Genomic DNA, 1,158 nt, shown 5'->3' on the forward strand with positions numbered 1-1,158 from the left:
GAGGTGGGCGTTGTCGGTGCGGTCCTGGGCGAGCCATTGCTGGACGCGGGTGAGGGTGTGTTCGGCGGTGTGGTGGGCGGCGGTGAGCTGGTCGTGGAGTGGGGTGGTGTTGTTCTGGGGGTGGACGATGAGGATGTCGGGGGTGGTGGGTGTGGTGGTGGGTGTGGTGTCGGTGGTGACGGGGACCCACTCCACCACCAGCGGTGAGTCGAGCGGACCGCCCGGGGCGGCGGCCAGGTCCGGCGCGGTGAGCGCGCGGCTGGCGACCGAGCCGATGCTGAGCAGGGGCGCTCCGGTCGTGTCCGCCACACCGGCGGACAGGGTGCCGTCGGACTGGGCGGTCACCCGGATCCTGGCCGCGGCGGCGCCCGTCGCGTGCAGTGTCACGTCCGTGAACCGGTGCGGGAACGCCGTCTCTCCTGACTGACCGGCCAGGACGGCGTCCAGCGCGGGAGCCAACAGCGCCGGGTGGAGCCCGAATCCGCCCGGGGTGGCTTCCTCCGGAAGGGCTGTCTCGATGTGCCCGCCGGAGAGCCCGCGGATGGTTCGGAAGGCCCCGCTGTGGTCGTACCCGGCCGCGGCGAGCCGTTCGGCCGACTGGTCGGGCTCGACCCCGGCGGCTCGGCCGGAGCCGGTCTCGGCCGCCTCGCCCGAGGCGCTCAGCACACCGGTGGCGCGGCGCGTCCAGCCGTCGGCCTGTCGGGTGTGGACGGTGACGGGGTGCTTCCCGTCCTCGTCCGCGCCGGACACGTGGACGCGCAGATCGACCCCGCCGTCCTCCGGCAGGACGAGCGGCCGGTCCAGGGCGAGTTCATCGAGGTGGTGCAGGCCCAGACGGTCCCCGGTGGACAGGACGAGGTCGAGCACGGCCACCGCCGGCAGGACCGTGGTGTCCTGAAGTGTGTACCCCGCCAGCCAGGGGTGGCTCTCCACGCCGATCCGGCCGGTCGCCACCACGCCCTGGCTCTCGGGCAGTTCCACCACGGCGGCGAGCAACGGGTGCGCGGCGTCGTCCAGTCCGGCTGACGTGGCATCGTCGAGGCCCGCCCCGGCCGCCGCGTCCAGCCAGTAGTGCTGGTGTTGGAAGGGGTAGGTGGGGAGGGGGGTGTGGTGGGGGGTGGGGGTTTTGGTGGTTGTGGTGGTGGGGGTGTTGTGGGT

General features: G+C 73.4%; 1 protein-coding gene. It reads right to left on the bottom strand.

What is annotated here, in order from left to right; genetic code table 11:
* A partial coding sequence (locus tag ACZ47G_RS39645; RefSeq protein ID WP_465751389.1) for a polyketide synthase dehydratase domain-containing protein occupies positions 1-1,158 on the bottom strand: 1,158 nt, incomplete at both ends.

Source organism: Kitasatospora sp. NPDC030952, assembly GCF_055571335.1.